Here is an 18,484-nt window from a genome sequence, read left to right as displayed (position 1 = left end):
AAAAAACTAAAGATAATGAGCAAAGAAAACCATTTTGAAACCCAAGCGATACGCACACAAATGGAGCGTTCGCAGTATTTAGAGCATTCAACACCATTGCACTTAACCAGTAGTTTTGTGTTTGAAGATGCCGAAGATATGCGTGCTTCATTTGCCGAAGAAAAAGAGCGTAATATTTACAGCCGATTTACAAACCCAAACACGTCAGAATTTGTAGATAAAATTTGCAAGTTAGAAGGTGCTGAAGCTGGTTATGCATACGCAACAGGAATGTCGGCTGTGTTTTCAACATTTGCAGCTTTGTTAAATGCAGGTGATCATGTGGTGTCTTGCCGAAGCGTTTTTGGGTCAACACATAGTTTGTTTACCAAATTTTTACCAAAATGGAATATTGAAACGAGCTATTTCAAAGTAAATGAAATTGATAAGATTGAAAGCCTTATTCAACCAAATACTAAAATTCTCTATGCTGAAACACCAACCAATCCAGCGGTTGATATTTTAGATTTAGAGTTGCTAGGAAACATCGCCAAAAAACACAATTTACTATTGGTTATAGATAACTGTTTTGCAACACCATATTTACAAAACCCTATTAAATTTGGAGCAGATTTGGTTATTCATTCAGCAACTAAATTAATAGATGGTCAAGGTCGTGTTTTAGGTGGTGTCACTGTTGGTAAAGCCGATTTGATTAGAGAAATTTATCTGTTTTCAAGAAATACAGGTCCAGCATTATCGCCGTTTAATGCGTGGGTATTATCAAAAAGCTTGGAGACACTTTCTGTTCGAGTTGATAGACATTGTGAAAATGCGTTAAAAGTAGCAGAGTTTCTAGAGTCGCATAAAAATGTGCAATTGGTAAAATATCCGTTTTTAAAATCGCATCCGCAATATGACATAGCTAAAAAGCAAATGAAAAAAGGCGGTAATATTGTTGCTTTTGAAATAAAAGGAGGTATTGAAGCTGGAAGACAGTTTTTAAACAAATTGCAACTATTGTCATTGTCAGCAAATTTGGGAGATACCAGAAGTATAGCAACGCATCCAGCATCAACAACACATAGTAAATTGAATGAAGCTGATAGACTTGAAGTTGGAATTTCAGATGGTTTGGTGCGTGTGTCAGTAGGGTTGGAGCATTATGAGGATATTATTGCCGATTTAAACCAAGCGTTAGGTTGATAACAGATTTTGGTTATCTTTGAATTTATGCTTTCAAAGAAAACCAAATATGGCCTAAAAGCGCTAACGTATTTAGCACGACAGGAAGGAAACAAACCTGTTCAAATCAGTGCTATTTCCGAAAGTGAAAATATCTCCAGAAAATTTCTGGAGAGTATTTTATTAACGCTTCGTAAGAATGGGTTTTTAGGGTCTAAAAAAGGTAAGAATGGAGGTTATTATCTTCTTAAAGATCCCAAAGATATTAAAATGGCACCAATAATGAGAATCCTTGAAGGTCCTATTGCTATGGTGCCATGCGTGAGTTTGAATTTTTATGAAAAATGCGATGATTGTCCAGACGAAACAGCCTGTGCTGTTCATAGCTTAATGATTGAAGTTAGGGATAGCACACTGCAAATTTTCAACAATAAATCATTGGCAGATTTACTGTAAATCAACACTTTTTTAATTAACGCAAAGGATAACTTTAACGATTTTATTCAAATTTTAACCTAAATAATACCTGCTAGGTAAATATTTTTATATAGTTTTGTTTTTAATTCCTACTATTCCGATAGGAATATAGTAAAAATAAAAAAATAGATGATAGGACAAACGATAGATATAGCATATTGGAACCAAGTATTAAAAGATAAAACACCTGATGAAATCATTGATTGGGCATTGCGATTAACAAACAATAACATAGTAACAACAAGTTTTGGTGTATACTCTGAAGTTTTGTTAAGTACCATAACCAAGCATAGTAACGACATAAAGGTAATTTGGTGCGATACGTTATACAATCAACCAAGTACTTATGAACATGCTAAAAATATTACAGAGAAGTATCATTTAAATCTTCGCAAGTATCAATCGTTATTGAGTAAAGAAGAGGTTGAAAAAACTATAGGTTTTCCATCATTAGAAGATGATAATTTCGATCAGTTTTCAGAAGTTGTAAAATTAGAACCCTTCAAAAGAGCTTTAAAAGAACACAATCCTGAAGTATGGTTTACGAATATTCGTGTAAGACAAACCGAGTTAAGAAATAAGAAAGATATTTTAAGCTTAAGTAAAAACGGCATTTTAAAAGTGAGCCCATTTTACTATTGGACAGATGCCGATTTAGACGCTTATGTTGCAAAGCATAATTTAACCAAAAACGTCGATTATTTCGACCCAATAAAAGCACTTCAAAGTAGAGAGTGCGGAATTCATTTACAATAAAAAAAGCGACGCACCATGCAGAGTTTTAGAACAGAAATAGAAAATCCAGTTGTAGAGAAAGACATTATAGAATTAGCCAGAAAAATTGAGCTATTCCATAATGGAAACATTGATGAAGAAAAGTTTAGAAGCTTACGTCTTGCTCGTGGTGTTTATGGGCAAAGACAGCAAGGTGTACAAATGATTCGTATAAAATTGCCTTATGGAAAAGTATTAAGTAAACAATTACGCCGAATTGCAGATGTTTCAGACGAATATTCTCGCGGAAGGTTGCACATTACAACTAGACAAGATATACAAATTCATTACGTAGATCTTGATAGAACACCAGAACTTTGGGCAGAATTAGAACGTGACGATGTAACCCTTCGTGAAGCTTGTGGTAATACGGTAAGAAATGTAACAGCAAGCGAAACTGCCGGAATTGACGTAAACGAACCTTTTGATGTGTCTCCTTATGCGGATGCCTTGTTTAAGTTCTTTTTGCGTAACCCAATTTGTCAAGAAATGGGACGTAAGTTTAAAGTGTCTTTTTCAGCATCAAACGAAGATACAGGATTGTCTTACATGCACGATTTAGGCTTTATCGCAAAAGTTGAAAACAATGTACGTGGCTTTAAAGTGATGCTTGGTGGCGGATTAGGTTCGCAACCACGACATGCCGATGTGTTTTATGAATTTTTGCCTAGTGATAAAATTATTCCAGTAATGGAAGGTGTTTTGCGCATCTTTGATCGTTATGGAGAACGTAAAAGTCGTGCAAAAGCGCGTATGAAATTCTTAATAAAAGATATTGGTTTAGAAGAATTTAAGCGACTTGTAGCAGAAGAGCAAAAAGCAATTGAATTTGCTTCGGTTCCAATTGATGCAGGAAATTATCCAGTTTCCAAACCATTAAATGTTACTGCACCAAAAGTTGATATAAAAGACGAAAAAGCATTTCAAACTTGGAAAAATACCAATGTTATCAAACAAAAACAAGAAGGTTATGTAGCGATAGGAATAAAGGTGTTGTTAGGTGATTTTTATACAGACAAAGCACGATTGTTAGCTAATTTAGTCGAAGATTTTGCAGCAGGAGAACTACGATTAAGCTTACGCCAAAACATATTAATTCCGTTTGTTAAGGAAGATTTATTGCCATTTTTCTATCAAGAATTATCCAAATTAGGTTTTGCAGAAGCTGGTTACAACAAAGCAGTAGATATTACAGCTTGTCCAGGAACAGATACTTGTAATTTAGGAATAGCAAGCAGTACAGGAATTGCCGAAGAATTAGAGCGCGTCATTAAAACTGAATATCCACAATACTTAAATAACAAAGATCTTGTAATTAAAATTAGCGGTTGTATGAATGCTTGTGGTCAACACAATATGGCAAATATTGGATTTCAAGGTATGTCAATTCGTACACCAGATAAATTAGTTGCGCCAGCATTGCAAGTTCTTTTAGGTGGTGCAAACAAAGGTAACGGTCAAGGTGTTTTTGCAGACAAAGTAGTAAAAGTTCCAAGTCGTCGTGCACCAATAGCGTTGCGTCGTTTGTTAGACGATTTTCAAATTAACGCAAATAACCTGTCGTTTGAAGATTACTATCAAGACAAAGGACAAATGTATTTTTATGATATGCTTACAGACTTATCAGATGTAAGCAATTTAACTCAAGAGGATTTTATCGATTGGGGAAATACCGAAGTTTATAAAAAAGCAATTGGTATTGGTGAGTGTGCTGGTGTAGTTATCGATTTAATTTCAACTTTATTTTTAGAAAGCGAAGAAAAACTAGAGTTAGCAAAAGAAGCTTTAGAGAACAACGTGTATTCTCACGCCATTTATCACACGTATAATGCGTTTGTAAATTCAGCTAAAGCAATATTGCTAACAGAAAATAAATCTACTAACTCTCAAGCAGGAATTATTAAGCAGTTTGATGAAGATTTTGTAGCAACAAAGCGTATTCCGCTTGACGTATCATTTTCAGAGTTGGTATTTCAAATTAAAGAAAACGCTCCAAGTAAAGCATTTGCAGAGCAATATTTTAAAAGTGCTGAAGCCTTTTTAAAAACAGTAAAAACTTATCGTGAAAACGATCAAAAAGTAGCATGATGATGAAGACAATAATTCCAAAATTAACCATTGTTGGTGCAGGACCTGGCGATCCAGAATTAATAACGCTTAAGGCTATTAAAGCAATTCAATCGGCAGATGTAATTCTCTACGATGCTTTAATAAACAAAGACTTGCTTGACTATGCGTCAAAAAAAGCAGAACTGATTTTTGTTGGTAAACGTAAAGGTTGTTATGCTTATCAACAAGAACAAATTAATGAGTTAATCGTTCAGCGAGCAAAAACAAAAGGACATGTTGTAAGATTAAAAGGAGGCGATCCTTTTGTATTTGGTCGTGGTGCAGAAGAGATAGATTACGTGAAGCCTTTTGGAATAGAAACTTATGTGGTGCCAGGTATTTCTTCAGCTTTAGCTGTGCCAGCATTTCAAGGTATTCCGTTAACAAAACGTGGTGCTTCAGAAAGTTTTTGGGTAATCACTGGTACAACAAAATCTCATAAAATGTCAAACGATATTGTCCTTGCAGCAAAATCTACTGCAACTGTAGTAATCCTTATGGGAATGGGCAAATTACAGCAAATTATGGATGTGTTTTCTTCTGAAGGCAAATCAAATACTGCAGTAGGAATTATTCAAAACGGTACAACAAAAGATGAAAAATTTGGCATTGGAACTGTAAATACAATTTGCGATGTAGTTAAAAAACAGCAACTGTCTAATCCAGCAATTATTGTAGTTGGTGATGTTGTAAAACAACGCGTTGCACTTAATTCAATCGCTAAACAAGTAGAAACTTTAAAAGTAGCATAACCATGAATGAAAGAAATAATTTATACCCAATTTTTATAAAAATGCACAGCATTAATACGCTAATTGTTGGTGGCGGTTATGTGGCTTTAGAAAAACTAACGTTTTTGCTAAAATCTAGTCCAAACGCTAAAGTGACAATGGTAGCTAATTTTTTTAGACCAGATGTGATAACATTAGCAAAGCAGTTTGATGTTAAGTTAGTTAAGATGTCTTATCATGATTCATTTTTATTAGATCAAGATTTAGTCATTGCGGCGACAGATAAACCAGAAGTAAATCAACAAATTTACAACGATGCAAAAGCTAATCATATTTTGGTAAATGTAGCAGATACACCAGAGTTGTGCGATTTTTATTTAGGAGGTATTGTAACCAAAGGTCATGTAAAAGTAGCTATTTCTACCAACGGAAAATCGCCAACAACAGCAAAACGTTTAAGACAGTTTTTTGAAGATGTTATACCAGAAAACATAGACGATTTGGTGCAAAATTTAAACCGATTTAGAAAAACAATTAAAGGCGACTTTGAGCATAAAGTTCAAACCCTAAACAATGTGACTAAAACATTAATTTCAAACAAACAGATTTAAACATGATTAAAACCGATATATTAATAATAGGAGCAGGACCAACCGGATTATTTACCGTTTTTGAAGCAGGATTATTAAAATTAAAATGCCATTTAATAGATGCATTAGCACAACCAGGTGGACAATGTTCAGAGATTTACCCAAAGAAGCCAATCTATGATATTCCTGGATTTCCTGAAATTTTAGCAGGCGATTTAACCAAAAATTTATTGGAACAAGGCAAGCAGTTTGAACCTGGTTTTACGTTAGGAGAACGCGCAGAAACCATAGAAAAGTTAGAAGACGGTTCGTTTATTGTAACAACAAATAAAGGCACAAAACATCATGCACCAGTAGTAGCAATTGCTGGTGGACTAGGAAGTTTTGAACCTAGAAAACCTAAAATTGAAAATCTTGAATTTTACGAAGACAAAGGCGTGGAATACATGATTAAAGACCCAGAAGTGTATCGTGACAAGAAAGTAGTAATTTCTGGAGGTGGTGATTCAGCTTTAGACTGGAGTATTTTTCTTGCTGATATCGCGTCTGAAGTGACTTTGGTTCACAGAAGAAACGAGTTTCGTGGCGCTTTAGATTCTGTAGAAAAAGTAAAAGAGTTAAAACTTTTAGGAAAGATTAATTTAATTACACCAGCTGAAGTTACAGCTATTCATGGTAATCAAAATGTTGAAGGTGTAACTATCGAAAAAGAAGGTGAAGACATACTTTTAGAAGCAGATCATTTTATTCCGCTGTTTGGTCTATCACCAAAACTTGGACCTATTTCAGATTGGGGATTAGAGATTGAAAAAAATGCCATAAAAGTTGATACGTTAGATTATCAAACCAATATTCCTGGAGTTTTTGCTATAGGCGATGTTAATACCTACGAAGGTAAATTAAAGCTGATTTTATGTGGTTTCCACGAAGCAACATTAATGTGTCAATCAGCTTATAAAATTATCAATCCTGGTAAAAAATATGTTTTAAAGTATACAACCGTTAGTGGTGTTGATGGTTTTGATGGAACCAGAAAAGAAGCGCCAAAAGCAGTTGTGCAAGCAATAGATTAATGATTAGTTGCTGTATATTTAGTTGTAATTCCTCGTGGTGAAATTTTTTACTACGAGGTTTTATTTTAATAAAATCTTAAAGCTTGTGATAAACTAAAAATGGAATAGTAATTTTAGCATTCATAAGAAAAACATGCAGATAAATTTACGAATTAAAGAGACCGTTTCAGATGTAACAAAGCAATTGTTTTATGCATTGTTTGATGATGAAGTAAGACAAAAAGAACAACTGAAACAGCTAAAGCCTATATTTAAAACAGTTGTTGAAGACATTACAGATAAAGACTCTGAAGTCATTTGGAGTACTTTTGAAAGTATACTTCCAACGATAAAAAAGAAAATTGAGTTAGATGCCAAAGCTGCCGAAAAAAATGATCCAGCTTGTAAGAGTTTGCAAGAAATTTATCTAGCATATCCAGGCTTTCATGCCATAGCAATTTATAGGATGAGTCACGAATTATTTAAAATGGATTTACCTATTATTTCTAGAATGATGAGCGAGTGTGTTCATGGTAAAACAGGTATCGATATTCATCCTGGAGCAACCATTGGCGATTCATTTTTTATAGATCACGGAACAGGAATTGTAATTGGAGAAACTAGTATTATCAAAAACAATGTTAAAATATTTCAAGGTGTTACTTTAGGTGGCTTATCGGTTAAAAAAAGTTTGTCGCAAACCAAACGTCATCCAACCATAGAAGATAATGTAACAATTTACGCCAACGCAACTATTTTAGGAGGCGATATTGTAATAGGAAAAAACAGCGTTATTGGTGCCAATGTATGGATTACGCAATCTGTTCCGCCAAATTCATTAGTGACCTATAAGTCAGAAATTAATATAAGCACAAGACCATCATGATACAAAGTCAATCAATAACTAATTTAATAGGAAATACGCCGTTAATTGAAGTTCAAAACATCCTAAAAAAAGATGGTGTAAGACTATTTTTAAAGCTTGAAGGAAAAAATCCTGGCGGAAGCGTAAAAGATCGTGCTGCATTTAATATGATAAGCGAAGCTTTAAAACGAGGTGATATTAAACCTGGCGATACTTTAGTTGAAGCAACTAGTGGTAATACTGGTATTGCATTAGCTTTTATTGCGAAATTATTAGGCGTAAATATGATTTTAGTAATGCCTGAAAATTCTACTGAAGAACGAATAAAAACCATGCGAGCTTATGGTGCCGAATTAATTTTAACGTCTTCTGAAGTTGGTATTGAAGGCGCTCGCGATGAAGCCGAAAGACTTCATAAAGAAAACGGCTATTTTATGCTAAACCAGTTTGCAAATGATGATAACTGGAAAGCGCATTACAAAACCACTGGCCCAGAAATTTGGCGCGATACTAATCAGCAAATCACACATTTTGTCTCTGCAATGGGTACAACAGGTACTATTATGGGCGTATCTACTTACCTAAAAGAACAAAATCCAGACATAACTATAGTCGGTGCGCAACCTAAAGATGGTGCGAAAATTCCGGGAATTAGAAAATGGCCAGAAGCTTACAGGCCTAAAATATTTAATCCTCAAAAAGTAGATCAAGTTGTAGAAATAAGTGAAGAAGACGCAAAAAAAACAGCTAATTTACTAGCAACTCAAGAAGGTGTTTTTGCAGGTATGAGTAGTGGTGGTTCTGTAGCATCGGCTTTAAAAATAGCGCAAACTATAGATAAAGGTGTTATTGTGGCAATCATTTGCGATATAGGTGATAGATATTTGTCTTCAGATTTATTTGAATAAATATTGCGATTCAATTTTTTATTACGTTACTTTGTCCCATAGTTCATAATTAATATTGTTTGTTATCACGAAAGGCAGAGGGAATAGACCCGTTGAAGCCTTAGCAACCCTTAATTTTCTTTGATAAGAAATTTAAGAAGGTGCTAAATTCTACCCATTTTTTGGGACAGATAACCCGAGAATTATTCTTCTCTCTTTTCATGATGACATTTTAAAAATTATAAAATGTCAGACATTTTCAAAATATTACAACACCGAATTTTAGTTTTAGATGGCGCAATGGGAACCATGTTGCAGCGCTATAATTTTACTGAAGACGATTTTCGTGGTTCAAGATTCAAAGATTTTAAACATCCATTAAAAGGAAATAACGATTTATTATCGCTAACTCAACCAGAAGCTATTGCCGAAGTACATAGAAAGTATTTCGAAGCTGGCGCAGATATAGTTGAAACCAATACATTTTCTGGTACAACCATTGGTATGGCAGATTACCATATGGAAGATTTGGTGTACGAATTAAATTATGAATCCGCTAAAATAGCTAAACAAGTTGCTGAAGAATTCACAAAAGCCAATCCTGAAAAACCGCGTTTTGTAGCTGGAAGTATCGGTCCAACAAACCGAACGGCAAGTTTAAGTCCAGATGTAAACAGACCAGAATATCGTGCAGTAACCTTTGACGAATTACGCATTGCTTACAAACAACAAGTTGAAGCTTTAATTGATGGCGGAAGCGATATTTTGTTAGTCGAAACTATTTTCGACACACTAAATGCCAAAGCAGCATTATTTGCTATTCAAGAAGTCAAGGAAGAACGTAATATTGACATTCCGGTTATGGTATCTGGAACCATTACCGATGCTTCTGGTAGAACTTTATCTGGGCAAACTGTAGAAGCATTTTTAATTTCAATATCGCATATTCCGTTATTAAGTGTAGGTTTTAATTGCGCACTTGGTGCAGACCAATTACAACCGTATTTAAAACGTTTATCTCACGAAACCGATTTTTATACATCAGCACATCCAAACGCAGGATTACCAAATGCATTTGGCGAGTACGACCAAACAGCCAAACAAATGCAACAGCTTATAGAAAACTATTTAAAAGATGATTTAATAAACATCATTGGTGGTTGTTGCGGTACAACACCAGAACACATAAAAGCAATTGCCGAAGTTGCTTCAAAATATAAACCTAGAACTGTCGGTTCGAGCGCAGTCGAGAACTTTTAATGTATGAAAGAGAACAAAAACCGATATCTAAAACTATCAGGTCTAGAACCATTAATAATAACGCCAGAAAGTAATTTTATAAACGTTGGCGAGCGCACTAACGTTACTGGTTCGCGTAAATTTTTACGATTAATAAAAGAAGAAAACTATGCCGAAGCATTAGATGTTGCGAGAGACCAAGTGGAAGGTGGCGCGCAAATCATAGATGTCAATATGGATGAAGGTATGCTTGACGGAAAACACGCCATGATAACCTTCTTAAATCTTATCGCATCAGAGCCAGATATTGCGCGCTTGCCTATAATGATCGATAGTTCAAAATGGGAAATCATTGAAGCTGGTTTGCAAGTCGTACAAGGTAAATCGGTTGTAAATTCTATCAGTTTAAAAGAAGGCGAAGCGACTTTTATTCATCACGCAAAACTTATCAAGCGTTATGGTGCAGCTGTGATTGTTATGGCTTTTGATGAAGATGGTCAAGCCGATACTTATGAGCGAAGAATAGAAATCTGTAAACGCTCTTACGATATTTTGGTAAATCAAGTTCAATTTCCACCAGAAGACATCATTTTCGATCCAAACATTTTTCCTGTTGCAACCGGAATGGAAGAGCATCGTTTAAATGCTTTAGACTTTTTTAATGCTACAAAATGGATTAAAGAAAATCTACCTTATGCCAGTGTTTCTGGTGGTGTAAGTAACGTGTCGTTTTCGTTTAGAGGAAACAATGTCGTGCGTGAAGCCATTAATGCAGCATTTTTATATCACGCGATTCAACACGGAATGAATATGGGAATCGTAAACCCAACAATGTTGGAAGTGTATGACGAAATTCCGAAGGATTTATTAGAACACGTCGAAGATGTACTTTTTGATAAACGAGATGATGCAACCGAACGTTTACTAGAATTTGCCGAAACCGTAAAAGGACAGAAAAAAGACGATGTAGCAAAGGTACAAGAATGGCGAAGCGAACCTTTACAAGATCGCATTACGCACGCTTTAGTAAAAGGTATTGATGCCTTTATTGTTGAAGATGTTGAAGAAGCACGACAAGCGGTAAACAAACCTATTCAAGTTATCGAAGGTCACTTAATGACCGGAATGAATGTGGTTGGCGATTTGTTTGGAAGCGGAAAAATGTTCTTGCCTCAAGTGGTGAAATCCGCTCGAGTGATGAAAAAAGCAGTTGCTTATTTACAACCTTATATTGAAGCTGAAAAAGATGATTCGCAACGCTCTAACGGTAAAATTTTAATGGCAACCGTAAAAGGCGACGTACACGATATTGGTAAAAATATTGTGAGTGTAGTTTTGGGTTGTAATAATTATGAAATTGTGGATTTAGGCGTTATGGTTCCGCCAGAAAAAATCATTGAAACCGCTAAAAAAGAAAACGTCGATGTTATTGGATTAAGCGGTTTAATTACACCATCGTTAGACGAGATGGTTTACGTTTCGCAAGAAATGGAAAAACAAGGGTTTAATATTCCGTTGTTAATTGGTGGCGCAACAACATCTAGAGCGCATTCTGCGGTAAAGATTGCACCACATTATTCCAATACTGTTGTGCACGTCAACGATGCGTCTAGAGCTGTAACCGTTGTTGGAAATCTGTTGCAGAAGGACAATAATGTTTACAAAGAACAGATTCGTGAGGAATACGAAAAATTCCGTGAGCAGTTTCTAAAACGTGGGAAACAAAAGGAATATGTGTCTATTGAAGAAGCGCGTGACCGAAAGTTTAAAATCGATTGGAACACAACCGACATTGTAAAACCAAAACAATTAGGAATACAAGACATTCAAGATTTTGATATTACGATTTTAGAAGATTATATCGATTGGTCACCATTTTTTAGAAGTTGGGATTTACACGGAAAATATCCAGATATTTTAACCGACGACATCGTTGGTAAACAAGCAACCGAATTGTTTAAAGACGCTAAAGTCTTGCTTCAAAATGTATTTGATGAAAAACAACTGAAAGCCAAAGCGGTTTTTGGATTGTTTCCTGCAAATACTGTAAATGATGATGATATTGAGGTGATAATCGAAGATTGTCATGCTGAACTTGATTCAGCATCTAAAAAAGATTTTGATGGAGTTAATCTTGAGCGCAGTCGAAAGGTTGATTCAACATCTAGCCAAACACCAAACACTAAACACCAATTCCTAACACTGCGTCAGCAACTCAAAAAAAGAGAAGGCGTTCCAAACTTTGCATTAGCCGATTTTATCGCACCTAAAGACACAGGAATTCAAGATTATATCGGCTGTTTTTGCGTGACTACAGGTTTTGGAACCGAACAATTAGCAAAAGAATTTGAAGCGAATCACGACGATTATAATTCCATAATGATTAAAGCATTAGCCGATAGATTAGCTGAAGCTTTTGCAGAATATTTGCATCAAAAAGTACGTACAGATTTTTGGGGTTATGCATCCAATGAAAATCTAAGCAATCAAGAGTTGATTAAAGAAGCATATAAAGGTATTCGTCCTGCACCAGGTTATCCAGCTTGTCCGGATCATTTAGAGAAAAAGACTATTTGGGGCATTTTAAAAGTCGAAGAAACCATTGGTGTAAAACTAACCGAAAGTCTTGCGATGTGGCCAGCAGCAAGTGTGAGCGGTTATTATTTTGCAAATCCAGAAGCTAAATATTTTGGGTTAGGAAAAATTACCGAAGATCAATTAGAAGATTATGCCAAAAGACGTGGTATGTCAACCGAAGAAGCTCAAAAGTGGCTGAATCCAAACATGTCAGAAAATTAACTAATAATTACAAATAAATTAATATTCGATATTAAATAAATCACTAATCTTGCAGCAACAAATTTGCTATAAAAATGACAAAATTTAAAGTAGAAATACGATTTGCTTTTCAGTTGATTTTAATCACTGGATTGTCTTTGTTGGTTGCATATTTATCGGCTTAAAGTTTGATAAGATTGGTGCCAAACATAGACTATGAAGGTAACCGAACATATAAAGCAAGCCAAAGGAAAAACCTTGTTTTCTTTTGAGATCATTCCGCCACAAAAAGGAAGTAACATTAAAGAGTTATACAACAATATTGACCCTTTAATGGAGTTCAAGCCACCATTTATTGATGTAACAACGTCTAGGGAACAACATGTTTATATAGAAAAAAACGGTTTGTTAGATAGAAAAATTACGCGTATGCGACCAGGAACCGTTGGTATTTGTGCGTCTTTAAAATACAAATACAACGTTGATACAGTTCCGCATGTGTTATGTGGCGGTTTTAGTAGAGAAGAAACCGAATATTTACTTGTAGATTGCCACTATTTAGGAATTGATAATGTTATGGCATTACGAGGTGATGCTATGAGTCATCAAAAGTATTTTGAGCCTTCAAAAGGAGGTCACCAATATGCTAGCGAATTGGTTGAGCAAATTCAAAATTTGAATAAAGGAAAATACTTGCACGATGTTATTGAAGCTAGCGATAAAGCTGACTTTTGCATAGGTGTTGCTGGTTATCCAGAAAAACACATTGAAGCACCTTCATTACAAAGCGATTTAAAACGCTTAAAACACAAAGTAGATTGTGGTGCAGATTACGTAGTGACACAAATGTTTTTTGATAATAAAAAATACTTTGAATTTGTTGAAGCTGCGAAACAAGCAGGAATTACAGTGCCAATAATTCCAGGGATAAAGCCAATTGCGACTAAAAAGCACTTGCAATTATTACCGCAAGTATTTAAAATAGATTTACCAGAAGACTTAATTGATGCTGTTGAGGATTGTAAAGACAATAAAGCTGTGCGACAAGTAGGTGTAGAATGGGCAATTAAACAATCTAAAGAATTACAAAATGCAGGTGTACCAGTATTACATTATTACTCAATGGGTAAAAGTGATAACATAAAAGCAATTGCAGAGCATTTGTTCTAAATATTCTGTTATTTTTGCTTCACTAAATTAAACTATGAAGCAGCTTGTTACCTATACTTTTTTGTTTTGTTGTGCTTTTATTTTTGCACAGGAAAAGCAAACAACATCTACTTTTGATGTCAATTATTTTAAAGGTAATATTGCGCTTCATAATGATGATATTCTTCATTTAATAAATGGGCATCCCGAAGGTTTTATTTTAAGTTGGAATAAAAAAACCTTTGGTCATCAAGCTTGGGAGCAACGTTACAACTATCCTGATTATGGTGTGTCATTTGCTTATCAAAATTTAAAAAATGAGGTCTTAGGAGATAATTATTCCTTGTACGCGCATTACAATTTTTATTTCTTAAAACGTCATTTAATGTTTCGTATTGGTCAAGGGTTAGCCTATACAACCAACCCTTATGATAAGGTTGATAATCATAAAAATATAGCGTTTGGTTCTCGTTTGTTGAGTAGTACCTATTTAATGCTCAACTATAAAAAAGAACGCTTGTTTGATAGGTTTGGGTTTCAAACAGGGTTAAGTCTTATTCATTATTCAAACGCTAATGTAAAAGCACCAAATACTAGTGTTAATTCCATAACCTTTAATGTTGGATTGACGTATAATTTAGAAGAAGAAACTCCTGAATATATCTATAACCTTTCAGAAGAAAAATTCACAGAACCCATAAAGTTTAATTTTGCTTTAAGAAGTGGAATAAACGAAAGTGATGTAGTTGGTAGTGGTCAATATCCTTTTTTAGTTGTTTCTGCTTATGCTGATAAACGTTTAAGCCATAAAAGTGCAGTGCAGCTGGGAGCAGATGTGTTTTTCTCGCAATTCTTGGAAGAATTGATTTACTATAAATCTGTTGCTTTTCCTGAAGATAACGTTAGTGGAGATGAAGACTGGAAACGTGTTGGTGTTTTTGCTGGTCATGAGTTGTTTATTAATAAACTGTCTGTTGTAACCCAGTTAGGGTATTATGTTTATTATCCATATGATTTTGAAGGTAGAACCTATTTTAGAGTGGGAATGAAGCGTTATTTTGGAGATAAAATATTTGGAGCACTAACTTTAAAATCTCATGGTGCAAAAGCCGAAGCTGTTGAAATTGGTATTGGTGTTAGATTGTAAATGCTTGTTATTCTACATTTGATATGGAATATAAATGAAAGCATGCAAATAGATCCTGAATCAAGTTCAGGATGACAAAAAGAGAATAATAAATATTCGTGAATTAGTGGCTAATGAAAAAAATAGTTTACATAGTAAGTTTTATAATGCTTTTTGCTTGTGATAGCGAGGATGCGAGCGACTGTTTTCAAACCACAGGAACCATTGTGCAAGAAGTTGTAGAAGTTGCAACTTTTGATAAAATTTTGGTGAATAGAAATGTGCAGTTGATTTTAAAACAAGACGCTGAAACCACTATTATTATTGAAACTGGTGAAAACTTACTGTCTGATGTTGAAGTAAAAGTTGAAAACGCACAACTTATACTTTCAGATAATAATACCTGCAATTTTGTAAGAGACTACGCTGCAACAAAAGTGTATGTTACAGCACCAAATATTACTGAAATAAGAAGTTCAACTCAGTTTGAAATACAGTCTGATGGTGTTTTAAATTATAATAATTTAAAGTTGCTATCAGAAGATTTTAACGCACCAGGAACGTTTACAGTTGGCGATTTTAGAATGGAACTTAATAGCAACCAAGTTAGAGTTACATCTAACAACATCGCGTCTTTTTACCTTTCAGGAGTAACTAACAATTTATTTGTAGGTTTTTATTCTGGAGCAGGTCGTTTTGAAGGCGAACAACTTATAGCCCAAAATGTTGATGTGTATCATCGTGGAAGTAATGATATGATTGTAAATCCACAAGTAGAGTTAACAGGCAAATTACTTGGTACAGGAAATTTGATTTTAGTAAATCAACCACCAATTGTTGAGGTGGAAGAGTTATATACAGGAGCGCTTATTTTTCAGTAAGTTCAGTAAAGTTGTTTGTTTCCGTAATTGATTTAAACCCATTAATATTTTTTAATTCTTTTAGCCCTTTTTTTGAGCAAAATTTAAAAAGAAGTTCAATATAGATATATCTAATTATTAGCAAATGAATCAGCAATCCTGCAAATTTATCGGGTTGTTTTAAAATTATTGAAAGAGGAATTAATGATAAGATTGTAATAAAAAGTAAAGAAAAAAATGTTTTAGTATATCTGTGAAATTCGATTTTAAGAAAAACTACTTCATTCTCAATCTTTCCATGAAAAGTACAAAATAACCCTAAAATTTTTTTAGATAATTTTACTGTAAATTGCTTGTTTGTTACTTCTCCTATGAAAATTTGATTATTCCAATTAGAGATAAAAATGTTTTTAGGTATAGTTCTACTTTTAATTTCATTAAGAGCTTTTAATGAATTCTGAAACTCAATCTCATAAAACTTTACAGGGAATATAGTCAATATAATGTGTTTGATTAGTTCGTGGTTAAGTAACTAAATTAGCAAACTTTTGTGAACCCGATAAAATTCCGCAGAAATTTTTAAGATTAACCACTTAAATAATAATTGATTATGTGTGGTTTTTATTCAATATTTACTTTTAATTCTTTAATATTATCTAGATTAAATAAGTAATCTCTTTCAATATTAGGATTGGGATAAAATTTAAGATTCATTTTCCTTTCCTGTTCTAACTTTTTACTTATAGAAATGTTAATAGGCAAATTAGGCAAAGGTAATTGTACAATGAACATTGTTTTGGATTTTCCAGTATCTAAAATAAAATTTGATGTCAAACTTTTTATATCCTTATTTTTTAAAATAAAACAACCGCAATAGGATTCTGGTAGGTTTTGTGTTATCCAGAAACCATTTGGATAGATTCTTTGATTAGGTTTTGTTAATTGTTCTCTGACAATGTCATAAGATTTATCTAGAATAAAAAGATAGCCGAATTTTTCAAAAACCATTAGATATGCTGTTTTTAGCAAAGCATATTCTAAATTATCAGGCTTAATTTGTTCTCTCAGTATTGTGATTTGCTCTATTTTTTTTCCTTTCTTTATTCTATCACGTAGAATGTTTGGATTATTATTTTTTAAACTACTAATTAGTTTTTGATTTCCTTCTGTATCTATGGTTATTTCCGCTCTAATAATCTCATTATCTATTTTAATTTCAATTGGAATTGATGAATTGGGAAGTAGTTTAGGTTTGTCTAAATCTCGCATTCTCTTAACAAGATGAGAATCAATTTTATATCCACATTCATTATTGCATTTCTTACAAGTGAGAGTATTAGCTTTTCCTCCTAGACTTTTTGGTGGAGCATCTTCAAGTGTAAGAGGATTTTCAGTATTAATTTCTGTGTGATTACTCAAACATATAGGACATATGTAAACATTCTTTTTACTTTGTACAAAACCATATTCATTCAAAAAGTTGAGATTCTTTATGTATTTATTAAAAATACCAGTCCTCTTAATTTCTTGTTTATTCATGGTTATGTTAAATTACAGCTTACATCTTCTTTTGGTAAATACCTTTTTTTAACTCGTCAACTCCCTAAACAAACTTTCCAGACTCGCATTTTTTTGGTTAAGCTGGAGGATTTTCAGTTGGTTATCATGTGCAAAGTCAAATACATGAGAGCGCATATCTTCAGTAGTTGAAAACGTGATTTCGTAAATAAAATCAAAAGTGTTTTCAACTTTGGTAACCTTTGGGAGCTTCAACAAAAACGCTTCTTCAACTCTGTAATCAAATTCAACAATAACCGTTTGAACTTTTTCGTCTCTTAGGTCTTTAAGTGTTTTGTCGGCTACAATTTCACCTTTATTGATAATAATAACTCTATCGCACATTGCTTCAACTTCTTGCATAATGTGAGTAGATAGGAAAACTGTTTTTTCTTTACCTAAAGACGTGATAAGGTGACGTATGTCAATTAATTGGTTTGGGTCCAATCCTGTAGTAGGTTCATCTAAAATTAAAACCTCAGGATTATGCAACAATGCATTGGCTAAACCCACACGTTGCCTGTAACCTTTAGAAAGTTGACCTATTGTTTTATGCGCTTCGGGAGTAAGACCTGTAAGTGCTATGACTTCGTCAATTCTAGATTTTTCAACCTTATAAACACCAGCATTAAAACTTAAATACTCTTTTACATACATGTCTAAATATAAAGGGTTGTGCTCAGGTAAGTATCCAACGCGCTTTTGAACTTCTTTAGAAGCTGTGTTTACATCAAAATTGCTCACTTTTGCAACACCATCAGAAGCTTCAATATACGTCGTGAGGATTTTCATCATCGTCGATTTTCCTGCTCCATTAGGACCTAAAAAACCAACAATTTCACCTTTATTGACTTTAAAAGACACTGCGTTAAGCGCTTTTTGGTTTCCGTAAGTTTTTGAAATGTGTTCAACCTCTATAGACATAAAAGAAATGTTTATTCAAAAATAGCAATTATATAATTTATGTAATACATTACTGTATAATCTTTAAAAAGTTAAATAATAACTGCAAAAAAGTTTTTTAAGTATTTTGATTTGTGAAAATATTAATTACATTAGCAACTTCATAAACACAATGAAAACAAACAATTATACATATTACAACTGGTTTTATTTCTTTTTTAGC

At 33.8% G+C, this 18,484-nt stretch carries 17 protein-coding genes and 1 riboswitch; of the genes, 14 read left to right on the top strand and 3 right to left on the bottom strand.

Annotated elements, in window-relative coordinates; genetic code table 11:
* Positions 1–15 precede the first annotated feature (15 nt).
* The 14 genes from OD803_RS11250 (at position 16) to OD803_RS11185 (ending at position 15,822) form a co-directional block, all read left to right on the top strand.
* On the top strand, positions 16–1,185 hold the full coding sequence (locus tag OD803_RS11250; RefSeq protein ID WP_262733476.1) for a trans-sulfuration enzyme family protein: 1,170 nt from the start codon (positions 16–18) through the stop codon (positions 1,183–1,185).
* Positions 1,186–1,212: 27 nt separating this feature from the next.
* Positions 1,213–1,620, top strand: a complete 408-nt coding sequence (locus tag OD803_RS11245; protein WP_131509000.1) for an RrF2 family transcriptional regulator — start codon at positions 1,213–1,215, stop codon at positions 1,618–1,620.
* Between the two features lie 150 nt (positions 1,621–1,770).
* Positions 1,771–2,397: a phosphoadenosine phosphosulfate reductase domain-containing protein gene (locus OD803_RS11240; protein ID WP_129761090.1), complete on the top strand. Its 627-nt coding sequence runs from the start codon at positions 1,771–1,773 to the stop codon at positions 2,395–2,397.
* A gap of 15 nt (positions 2,398–2,412) precedes the next feature.
* Complete coding sequence (locus OD803_RS11235; protein WP_262733475.1) at positions 2,413–4,503, top strand: HEPN domain-containing protein; 2,091 nt, start codon at positions 2,413–2,415, stop codon at positions 4,501–4,503.
* Positions 4,504–4,505: 2 nt separating this feature from the next.
* Positions 4,506–5,276, top strand: coding sequence for a uroporphyrinogen-III C-methyltransferase (cobA, locus tag OD803_RS11230; RefSeq protein ID WP_262733474.1), 771 nt, complete (start codon positions 4,506–4,508; stop codon positions 5,274–5,276).
* Between the two features lie 2 nt (positions 5,277–5,278).
* Positions 5,279–5,866, top strand: a complete 588-nt coding sequence (locus OD803_RS11225) for a precorrin-2 dehydrogenase/sirohydrochlorin ferrochelatase family protein (RefSeq protein WP_262733473.1) — start codon at positions 5,279–5,281, stop codon at positions 5,864–5,866.
* A 2-nt stretch (positions 5,867–5,868) separates the two neighbouring features.
* Positions 5,869–6,918 (top strand): NAD(P)/FAD-dependent oxidoreductase, encoded by a 1,050-nt coding sequence (locus OD803_RS11220; protein WP_262733472.1) that lies wholly within the window; start codon positions 5,869–5,871, stop codon positions 6,916–6,918.
* 133 nt (positions 6,919–7,051) lie between these two features.
* Entirely contained in the window at positions 7,052–7,783 is a 732-nt protein-coding gene (epsC, locus tag OD803_RS11215; protein ID WP_262733471.1) for a serine O-acetyltransferase EpsC, read from the top strand.
* On the top strand, positions 7,780–8,670 hold the full coding sequence (gene cysM, locus OD803_RS11210) for a cysteine synthase CysM (protein ID WP_269468237.1): 891 nt from the start codon (positions 7,780–7,782) through the stop codon (positions 8,668–8,670). The genes epsC and cysM overlap by 4 nt, the downstream gene beginning before the upstream one ends.
* Before the next feature lie 59 nt (positions 8,671–8,729).
* Positions 8,730–8,847, top strand: a riboswitch (SAM riboswitch).
* 48 nt (positions 8,848–8,895) lie between these two features.
* Positions 8,896–9,909, top strand: a complete 1,014-nt coding sequence (locus tag OD803_RS11205; RefSeq protein WP_262733470.1) for a homocysteine S-methyltransferase family protein — start codon at positions 8,896–8,898, stop codon at positions 9,907–9,909.
* Positions 9,910–9,912: 3 nt separating this feature from the next.
* Positions 9,913–12,687 carry a methionine synthase gene (metH, locus tag OD803_RS11200; RefSeq protein ID WP_262733469.1) on the top strand — a complete coding sequence of 925 codons (2,775 nt, stop codon included), beginning with the start codon at positions 9,913–9,915 and terminating at the stop codon, positions 12,685–12,687.
* A gap of 195 nt (positions 12,688–12,882) precedes the next feature.
* On the top strand, positions 12,883–13,836 hold the full coding sequence (gene metF / locus OD803_RS11195) for a methylenetetrahydrofolate reductase [NAD(P)H] (RefSeq protein ID WP_262733468.1): 954 nt from the start codon (positions 12,883–12,885) through the stop codon (positions 13,834–13,836).
* 34 nt (positions 13,837–13,870) lie between these two features.
* Positions 13,871–14,962, top strand: coding sequence for an acyloxyacyl hydrolase (locus OD803_RS11190; RefSeq protein ID WP_262733467.1), 1,092 nt, complete (start codon positions 13,871–13,873; stop codon positions 14,960–14,962).
* Between the two features lie 113 nt (positions 14,963–15,075).
* Positions 15,076–15,822 (top strand): head GIN domain-containing protein, encoded by a 747-nt coding sequence (locus tag OD803_RS11185; RefSeq protein WP_262733466.1) that lies wholly within the window; start codon positions 15,076–15,078, stop codon positions 15,820–15,822.
* On the opposite strand, the gene OD803_RS11180 is transcribed toward OD803_RS11185, so the two are convergent.
* The 3 genes from OD803_RS11180 to gldA all read right to left on the bottom strand — a co-directional run bounded on the left by OD803_RS11180 (position 15,809) and on the right by gldA (position 18,282).
* Positions 15,809–16,300, bottom strand: coding sequence for a hypothetical protein (locus OD803_RS11180; protein WP_262733465.1), 492 nt, complete (start codon positions 16,298–16,300; stop codon positions 15,809–15,811). The two genes, OD803_RS11185 and OD803_RS11180, sit on opposite strands and share 14 nt — an antisense overlap.
* Before the next feature lie 122 nt (positions 16,301–16,422).
* Complete coding sequence (locus OD803_RS11175; protein ID WP_262733464.1) at positions 16,423–17,340, bottom strand: HNH endonuclease; 918 nt, start codon at positions 17,338–17,340, stop codon at positions 16,423–16,425.
* Between the two features lie 48 nt (positions 17,341–17,388).
* Entirely contained in the window at positions 17,389–18,282 is an 894-nt protein-coding gene (gene gldA, locus OD803_RS11170) for a gliding motility-associated ABC transporter ATP-binding subunit GldA (RefSeq protein ID WP_129761078.1), read from the bottom strand.
* Between the last annotated feature and the right edge of the window lie 202 nt (positions 18,283–18,484).

This window comes from Gaetbulibacter sp. NE, from assembly GCF_025548475.1.
GTDB classification, from domain to species: Bacteria; Bacteroidota; Bacteroidia; order Flavobacteriales; family Flavobacteriaceae; genus Gaetbulibacter_B; species Gaetbulibacter_B jejuensis.
Note: the sequence above shows the minus strand (reverse complement) of the source record. Positions and strands in the feature narration are given on the sequence as shown.